This is a genomic window from Nonomuraea mangrovi (genome assembly GCF_042681425.1).
In the GTDB taxonomy this organism is placed as follows: domain Bacteria; phylum Actinomycetota; class Actinomycetes; order Streptosporangiales; family Streptosporangiaceae; genus Nonomuraea; species Nonomuraea mangrovi.
In genome coordinates, this window is record NZ_JBHUFV010000077.1 from 53,688 (window position 1) to 61,405 (window position 7,718).

The 7,718-nt window shown below is 68.4% G+C and carries 9 protein-coding genes and 1 pseudogene; 7 read left to right on the forward strand and 3 right to left on the reverse strand.

Translation table 11 applies throughout. The features are described from left to right. Window positions 1–115 precede the first annotated feature (115 nt). Genes ACFSKW_RS46215 through ACFSKW_RS46230 form a run of 4 tightly spaced genes read left to right on the forward strand, consistent with a single transcriptional unit; the run spans window position 116 to window position 4,293 of the window. A complete protein-coding gene (locus tag ACFSKW_RS46215; protein WP_379580971.1) occupies window positions 116–1,672 on the forward strand; it encodes a sugar ABC transporter ATP-binding protein in 1,557 nt (518 codons plus the stop codon). Continuing rightward, window positions 1,669–2,682 carry an ABC transporter permease gene (locus ACFSKW_RS46220; protein ID WP_379580972.1) on the forward strand — a complete coding sequence of 338 codons (1,014 nt, stop codon included), beginning with the start codon at window positions 1,669–1,671 and terminating at the stop codon, window positions 2,680–2,682. Before ACFSKW_RS46215 ends, ACFSKW_RS46220 begins: the two co-directional genes overlap by 4 nt. Continuing rightward, window positions 2,679–3,662 carry a galactofuranose ABC transporter, permease protein YjfF gene (yjfF, locus tag ACFSKW_RS46225; protein WP_379580973.1) on the forward strand — a complete coding sequence of 328 codons (984 nt, stop codon included), beginning with the start codon at window positions 2,679–2,681 and terminating at the stop codon, window positions 3,660–3,662. The genes ACFSKW_RS46220 and yjfF overlap by 4 nt, the downstream gene beginning before the upstream one ends. A gap of 46 nt (window positions 3,663–3,708) precedes the next feature. Beyond that, a complete protein-coding gene (locus tag ACFSKW_RS46230) occupies window positions 3,709–4,293 on the forward strand; it encodes a hypothetical protein (protein WP_379580974.1) in 585 nt (194 codons plus the stop codon). On the opposite strand, the gene ACFSKW_RS46235 is transcribed toward ACFSKW_RS46230, so the two are convergent. From ACFSKW_RS46235 to ACFSKW_RS46245, 3 genes are all read right to left on the reverse strand, one after another. Next, the gene (locus ACFSKW_RS46235; RefSeq protein ID WP_379580975.1) at window positions 4,271–4,408 is read right to left on the reverse strand and encodes a hypothetical protein; all 138 of its coding nucleotides are present in this window, start codon (window positions 4,406–4,408) and stop codon (window positions 4,271–4,273) included. The genes ACFSKW_RS46230 and ACFSKW_RS46235 overlap by 23 nt on opposite strands. 128 nt (window positions 4,409–4,536) lie before the next feature. Beyond that, the gene (locus tag ACFSKW_RS46240; RefSeq protein ID WP_379580976.1) at window positions 4,537–5,346 is read right to left on the reverse strand and encodes an MBL fold metallo-hydrolase; all 810 of its coding nucleotides are present in this window, start codon (window positions 5,344–5,346) and stop codon (window positions 4,537–4,539) included. Continuing rightward, window positions 5,340–5,936 (reverse strand): dihydrofolate reductase family protein, encoded by a 597-nt coding sequence (locus ACFSKW_RS46245; protein WP_379580977.1) that lies wholly within the window; start codon window positions 5,934–5,936, stop codon window positions 5,340–5,342. Before ACFSKW_RS46245 ends, ACFSKW_RS46240 begins: the two co-directional genes overlap by 7 nt. Window positions 5,937–6,010: 74 nt before the next feature. On the opposite strand from ACFSKW_RS46245, the gene ACFSKW_RS46250 reads away from it, so the two are divergent. The 3 genes and pseudogenes from ACFSKW_RS46250 to ACFSKW_RS54975 form a co-directional block, all read left to right on the forward strand. Beyond that, entirely contained in the window at window positions 6,011–6,514 is a 504-nt protein-coding gene (locus tag ACFSKW_RS46250; RefSeq protein ID WP_379580978.1) for a winged helix-turn-helix transcriptional regulator, read from the forward strand. Window positions 6,515–6,741: 227 nt separating this feature from the next. Beyond that, window positions 6,742–7,557: a CPBP family glutamic-type intramembrane protease gene (locus ACFSKW_RS46255; protein ID WP_379580979.1), complete on the forward strand. Its 816-nt coding sequence runs from the start codon at window positions 6,742–6,744 to the stop codon at window positions 7,555–7,557. Window positions 7,558–7,595: 38 nt separating this feature from the next. Next, a pseudogene (locus ACFSKW_RS54975) lies at window positions 7,596–7,670 on the forward strand (ISAzo13-like element transposase-related protein); the annotation flags it as partial. Window positions 7,671–7,718: the final 48 nt, after the last annotated feature.

The following is a 7,718-nucleotide window of genomic DNA, read 5'->3' on the forward strand; positions in this document are numbered from 1 at the left end:
GTGCCGCGGGTCCCCACTCCGCGCTCGGGGTGGGGACCCGCCAGGGCGATGCCACGCCGGCGCGCGAGGCAGACGGCAGTCACGACGCCAGGTCCGAGTCGAGAAAGAGGAGAGGATGGCCGAATCCGCGCCGATCCTGCGGATGAGCGGGATCGGCAAGCAGTTCCCCGGCGTGAAGGCGCTGGACGGCGTCGACTTCCGGCTGCTGCCGGGCGAGGTGCACGCCCTCATGGGCGAGAACGGCGCGGGCAAGTCCACGCTGATCAAAGTGCTGACCGGGGTCCACCCCGTCGACACGGGAACCATCGAGCTGGCAGGGAAGGACGTCGCCTTCGCCGGCCCGCTGGAGGCGCAGCAGGCCGGGATCAGCACGGTCTACCAGGAGGTCAACCTCTGCACGAACCTCTCGGTCGCGGAGAACGTCTTCATCGGCCGCGAGCCGCGCCGCAGGGGGCGCATCGACTGGAAGCGGATGCGTGCCAGGGCCCGCGAGCTGCTGGCCGGGCTGGAACTCGACCTCGAGGTGTCGGCCCCGCTGTCGCGCTTCTCCCTGGCCGTCCAGCAGATGGTGGCCATCGCCCGCGCGATCGACATCGACGCCCGCGTGCTGATCCTCGACGAGCCCACCTCCAGCCTGGACGCCGGCGAGGTCGAGCAGCTGTTCAGGGTGATGCGCAGGCTCAAGGCCGAGGGCATCGCGATCCTCTTCGTCTCCCACTTCCTCGACCAGATCTACGAGATCTCGGACCGGATGACGATCCTTCGCAACGGCAGACGTGTCGGCGAGTACCTCACCAGCGAGCTCAGCCAGGTCGCACTCGTCGGAAAGATGATCGGGCAGGAGCTGGCTGAGCTCGAGAAGCTGCACGGCGAGGTCAAGGTCTTCGACCGGCCCCTCGTCGAGGCGCGCGGGCTCGGCCGCGGCGGGGCCGTCGAACCGTTCACGCTGACCATCCACGAGGGCGAGGTCGTCGGGCTCGCCGGCCTGCTGGGCTCCGGCCGTACCGAGGTCGCTCGGCTGCTCTTCGGCGCCGATCACGCGGACGCCGGCGAGGTCTCGGTCGGCGGCTCGACGGTCGCGCTGCGCACGCCGCGCGCCGCGATGGGCCACAAGATCGCCTTCTGCTCGGAGAACCGCAAGCGCGACGGGCTGATCCCCGACCTCACGGTCAGGGAGAACATCATCCTGGCCCTGCAGGCCACCCGCGGCTGGGCCAGGCCTGTTCCGCGCGACCAGCAGGACGACCTCGTGGGCGGGTACATCAAGGCCCTGAAGATCAGCCCGGCCAACCCCGAGCACCTGGTGCGCAACCTCAGTGGCGGCAACCAGCAGAAGGTCGTGCTGGCCAGGTGGCTGATCCTGGAGCCCAGGCTGCTGATCCTCGACGAGCCCACCCGGGGCATCGACGTCGGAGCCAAGGCCGAGATCCAGCGCCTGGTCGCGCAGCTGTCCGACGGCGGCATGGCGGTGCTGTTCATCTCCGCCGAACTCGAGGAGGTGCTGCGGCTCAGCCACAAGGTCGGCGTTCTGCGCGACCGGCGGCTCGTGGCCGAACTGCCCAACGACGACGCCCTCACCACGGAGATCCTCATGGAGACCATCGCGAGCGGAGCCGGAGGAGCGCCCGCCGGGCACGGCGGGCCGGGCCACCGGAACGGAGGAGCGGGATGAGGCGCCTGCTCTGGCCGCTGCTCGTCCTGGCCGTGTTGCTGATCGTCAACGTGCTCTTCACGCCGAGCTTCCTGTCGATCCAGCTGCGCGACGGCCACCTCTACGGCAGCCTGATCGACATCCTGCGGTTCGGCGCCCCGCTGATCCTGGTCTCGCTCGGGATGACGCTGGTCATCGCGACCGGCGGCATCGACCTGTCCGTCGGCTCGGTGGTGGCGATCTCCGGAGCGCTTGCCTGCCTGCAGATCAGCCAGGACGCGAGCGTGTTCGGCGCGGTCGCGTCGGCGCTGGCCCTGGCGGTCGCGCTCGGCGCGTGGAACGGATTCCTGGTGGCGGGCGTCGGTATCCAGCCGATCATCGCGACCCTGATCCTCATGGTGGCAGGCCGCGGTCTGGCCCAGCTGATCACCGACGGGCAGATCATCACGATCAACAACCCCTCCTACAAGCTCATCGGCGGCGGCTACTGGCTGACCGTGCCCTTCGGGATCCTGCTGGTGCTGGCGGTCCTGGCGGTGACCGCCTTCCTCACGCGGCGGCTGGCCCTCGGCATGCTCATCGAGTCCGTCGGCGGCAACGCCGAGGCCAGCAGGCTCGCCGGCATCAGGGCACGCGGGATCATCGTGGTGGTCTACGCCTTCGCGGCCCTCTGCGCGGGCATCGCCGGGCTCATGATCAGCTCGAACGTCTCCAGCGCCGACGGCAACAACGCCGGGCTCTGGATCGAGCTGGACGCCATCCTCGCCGTGGTGATCGGCGGGACGTCGCTGTCGGGCGGACGCTTCTCGCTCGGCGGGACCGTGCTCGGCGCACTCGTCATCCAGACGCTCACCACGACCATCTACTCCGTCGGCGTGCCGCCGGAGACCACGCTGCTGTTCAAGGCGCTCGTGGTGACCGTGGTGTGCCTCATCCAGTCTCCGGCGTTCCGCCAGAAGGCCTTCACCCGACGGCCGCGCACGACCGCGCCGGCCCCGCGGGCCGAGGAGAAGGCAGAGGTGATCGTATGACCACGCTCGTGAGCGCGGCTCGCTCCATGCCCGCCAAGTACGTCCCCGTGCTCGTCACCGGCTGCCTGTTCGTGGCGATGTTCGTCGCAGGAGGCATCCGCTACGACGGGTTCGCCAGCGGGCAGGTCCTCATGAACGTCTTCGTCGACAACGCCTTCCTGCTGGTGGTGGCGGTCGGCATGACGTTCGTGATCCTCACAGGCGGCATCGACCTGTCGGTCGGCTCGGTCGTGGCGCTGTCCACGATGATCTCCGCGAGCCTGATGGCGGGGCCCGGCTGGCCGCCGTATCTGGTGATCCCCCTGGTGCTGCTGATCGGCTCCACGCTCGGGGCGGTGATGGGGTACATCGTCCACGCCTTCGACATCCAGCCGTTCATCGTCACGCTCGCCGGGATGTTCCTGGCCCGCGGCCTGTGCTACACGATCGGCACCGAGTCGATCCCGATCACCGACCCGACCTTCACCGCGTTCGCGCAGACCAGGATCGAGCTGGGCGCCGACCTGTGGGTCTCGCCGAGTGTGATCATCGCGGTGGTGGTCGTGCTCGCCGCCGCCTACGTCCTGCACTACACCAGGCTGGGCCGCTCCACGTACGCCACCGGCGGCAGCGAGCAGTCGGCGCTGCTCATGGGCCTGCCCGTGGGCCGGACGAAGATCGCGGTCTACACGATCAGCGGCTTCTGCTCGGCGCTCGGCGGGGTGCTGCTGTCGTTCTACATGCTGTCGGGCTACGGCCTGCACGCCGTCGGCATGGAACTGGACGCCATCGCGGCCGTCGTCATCGGCGGCACGCTGCTGACCGGTGGCTCAGGCTTCCTGCTCGGCACCGTGCTGGGCGTGCTGGTGCTCGGCCTGATCCAGACGGTCATCAGCTTCGAGGGCACGCTCAGCTCGTGGTGGACCAAGATCTTCATCGGTCTCCTGCTCTTCGTGTTCATCCTGCTCCAGCGCCTGTTCTCGGCGCGGAGCCGTACGTGAGGGGGCTGGGCCGCGAACGGACGCGCATCGCCTCTAGGATCCGACCATGAAGATCGTGATGTGTGCCGCCTTGTTCGCCGGGTCGCTGACGGCCGCTCCCGCAGCGGCCGCGACCGCCTGCTACGCCGGGACGTGGACGCTGACGGCGATGAAGGTCGTGGACAGGGAAACGCTGCCCGAGGGCGGGGTCGAGACGACCGTGCACAAAGGCAAGCCGCTGATCAAGATGGTGCTCTCCGCGACCAGCGTGAAGTACACCTTCACCGGCTCGAAGAAGACCTCCTTCACCCGGACCGGTGGCGTGGAGGATCTGCGGGGCTGGCATCAGTACTCCGGAGTGCTCACGATGCGTGCCAAGGTGGTCGGCGACACCAAGGGCAGGGTGGCCATGATCGCCAAGGGTGCCTCCGGCAACGCCGGTGAGACGGGGAACTTCATCCCCTCCACGCAGCCGGTGGGCGACCCCGTGCCTCTGCTGTCGGGGTTGGAGGACGGGTTCTATGACACGCCGCTGGTCAAGAACGCGGCGTTCACCTGCTCGGGTGACAGCATGCGATTCGTCGACAAGCGCACCTACCGCAAGATCACCACGGCTGCCGACCTCCGCTTCACTCGCGCTTCCCAGCGGTAGACGGCCGTTCGTCGGCGTCGGCCAGGATCCGTTCGGGCGAGCCGTCGGCGACGAAGGTCGGCATCTGGCCGTCGAAGCGTGTGATGTCCGCCGGGTCGTACTCGACTCCGTCCACGACCGCCGCCACCCGCGGCGGTCTGCCAAGGAGCCCTCGGCAAGGCCGCCCCAGATCTCGACCGGCGACCTCCGCGCACCGGCTGTGTCGCACACCGATCGCTGACGGGGCGCCCCGTCGCGCTCGCTTCATTGGGCGAGGCGCTGGAGTTGCCCTTCGTGCACGTCGCTCACCCACTCCCAGCCGGGCTTGGCCGATGGGCCGACCCGTGGGTCGGCGGGGACTTGGCCGTTCCGCAACGCGAGTACGTACGCCCGATCCCGGTCGATCCGTGCCTGTACCTGGTCGGATCCGCCGACGGAACCGTGGCCGGGGACGACGACGTCGACGTCGCTCGCCACGCCCTCGAGCAGCCGCAGCGCGGCGAGGTAGTCCTCGATCGGGTCCGCGGTGTCGTTCAGGTCGAGCATCGGAATCAGGACATCGGAAAGCATGTCGCCGGCGACGAGAACCCCACGTTCCTCGATCAGCAGCGCCGCGTGGCCCGGGGCATGCGCCTGATGCTCGATGATCCGGACTTGAGGGCCATCCCAAGGAATCTGCGCGGTTTCGGCGGGCAGGCCGGTAATGAGGCCGAGTAGGTCCAGCGGTACCTGCCCGGCGATTTCCGTCTCGAGCAGGTGGTCGGCGATGCGGGCCTTCGCATCTGCGTCCGACAGCCGATCTCGGACAGTGGCCGCGCAGCGCGCCGTGCCGTAACGGGGCGCCTCGCCGAGCCGGGCGTGCCAGAGCAGGTGGTCCCAATCCGGATGCGTGGAGAACCCTGCCACAACGGGCTGACCCAACTCGCGAAGGTCGTTCGCGAGGCAGTCGATCTCGGAGCCGGTCACGCCTGGGTCGATGAGCAACACGCCGGCCCGGCCCCGCACCACAACGGCGTTGCTCTGCACGAACTCGCTCTCGTGGACCAGCACACCCTCTGCGACCTGCCTCAGCACGGGCTCGCCTCCCTTGCGTCCCGGAGGGCGTAGCGATGCATCGTGACGCCCTGCTTGAACGATCGCTGCTCGAGCAGGTCGAGCTCGATCGGCACGTCGTCGTCGTCGAACAGCGGTCTGCCGAAGCCGAGGATCTCGGGATGGGTGAAGAGCAGCAGCTCGTCGAGAAGCCCCGCCCGGAGCAGCTGCATCGCGAGTGCCGCGCCGCCCACACTGATGCTGCCTTCGGTCCCGGCCCGCAGGGCGGCGAGTTGCTCGATCGCGTCGTCTCCGCCGATGATCCGGGTGTTGTGATCGGCGCTGCGGCGGGTGCGGGAGACAAGTACCTTGGGCTTGGCGGTCCAGATCTCGCCGTACTCACGCATGTAGTCCGGCAGCGACGCGTCCTCGGGCGCTCGTGGCCAGTACTCCTCCATGACCTCGTAGTAGACCCGGCCCTGGACCATGAGCGCGAGCTCCTGCGTCAGCGCGTTGCACTCGCGGTGCAGTTCCTCGTCGATGCGCAGCCACTCGCCGGCACCGTTGTCCCCAGGAACTTGCTCGATCCGCAGGTCGAGGGACACCTGCATCGAATAGACGAAGCGGCCCATCAGCTCTTCTTTCCAAGAGTGATTGCATTCTGCAACTACTATACGTAGGGTGAAATACCTGTCAAGGAGGCATCGTGGAACCACGGTCCGGGTGTCCGATCAACGCCACCGTCGAGGTGCTCGGAGATCGCTGGTCGTTGCTCGTGCTGCGCGACGTCATCTTCGGCGACCGCCGCTACTTTCGGGCGCTGCTCACCGGGTCGATCGAGGGCATCGCTTCGAACATCCTCGCCGACCGCCTCGTGCGGCTCGTCAACGCAGGGATCCTCACCCGCGGCACCGCCGCGCGGGGGCAGCGCGCTCGCTACAGCCTCACTGAAGCCGGCATCCAGACTCTTCCGATCATCTACGCCCTCGGCAACTGGGGCCTCGACTGGCGCCCGGGCAGCGACGAGCTCCGGAGCCGACAGCAGCTCATGCGCGATGAGGGTCCGGCGTTCATCGAGGAGCTCATGGACGAGCTTCGCGTCCGCCACCTCGGCGCCCCGCCGAAGCCGCACAGCGGTCCAGGCCCGTTCGAGCGTCTCGAGGCCGCCTACGCCGCGGCCGCCGAGCAAGAACACGTCGATCAACGGTGACGGAACGGCTCCACCCCACCTTCTTGCCCGTCGCGCATCCCCGCCGGCCGCGGCAGGGCCCCGTGGCGCCCGAGCGGTGGCAGCGGCCGCTTCCGTGAAGGCGACGAGCTGGACCCGGCTGCTGTCACCCGACGGGCGCGCGTGTGACCTGCGCCTTTCACGTCGACTCGAAGCCGTGTCAGAGCGATATCAGGTCCGTGTCAGGTCGCGGGGCCACCATTCTCGGCATGGACACAGAAATGCGCCCCCCGGCCGACACCCAGGGCGACCAGCCGAAAGGCTTCGTCGCGAAGCTCCTCGCCGACCGTCACTCCGTCCCGTTCTCCATCGCACTGCACCTGGTGCCCGGCGCGGTCATCGTCGCCGTGTACGCGTTCATCGCCGCCCCTCTGGTCCGGGCGATCGACTACCCGATCTTCCTGGCGTGGGCCATCGCTCTCGCGGTTGTGCTCTTCCCGCTCCAGCTATTCCTGCTGTGGCTGGGCAAGAAGCAGACCGGCCGCTTCACGATGAAGGGCGTCGTCCACTACCGCGACAAGCCGGTCTCACGCGGCAAGGTCTTCTGGCTCGGGGCCGCGTGCCTCGTGTGGATGACCGTGGTCTCGCTCTCGCTGACCCCGCTGGACAACATCGTCTACGACTGGTTCTTCACCTGGGTGGACTACCAGGGCGCCGGCCCCGACGGCACCGCCTACCTCCAGGGCTACTCGCAGGACCTCGTGCTCACCACGCTGCTCATCTGCGCACCGTTCACCGGCTTCACCCTGCCCCTGCTCGAGGAGTACTACTTCCGCGGCTTCCTGCTGCCCCGCCTCCCGCAGCTCGGCAAGTGGGCCCCGTTCTTCAACACCTTCTTCTTCTCGGTGTACCACTTCTGGGCCCCTTGGACGGTCCTGTCGAAGCTCGTCTTCCTCTACCCGGGCGTCTGGCTCGCCTGGAAGAAGCAGGACATCCGCATCTCGATCGCCATGCACCCCGGCTCGGCGCTGCTGATGACCGTGGTCGGCGTCATCGCCCTCGCCTCCGGCGCCTACTCGATGTAAGACCGCCCGAAACCAGGGGTGCCGTCCGCAGGCCGAGGGCCGGATGCGCCGATGAGACCGGCCTGACCGTCACTGTCTGTCATCTGCCGCCCGCCACCTCGAAGTGGAACAAGTCCTCCTGACCCTTCCAGGGGACGCCGCGCAGGCGTGAAAATGGGGCC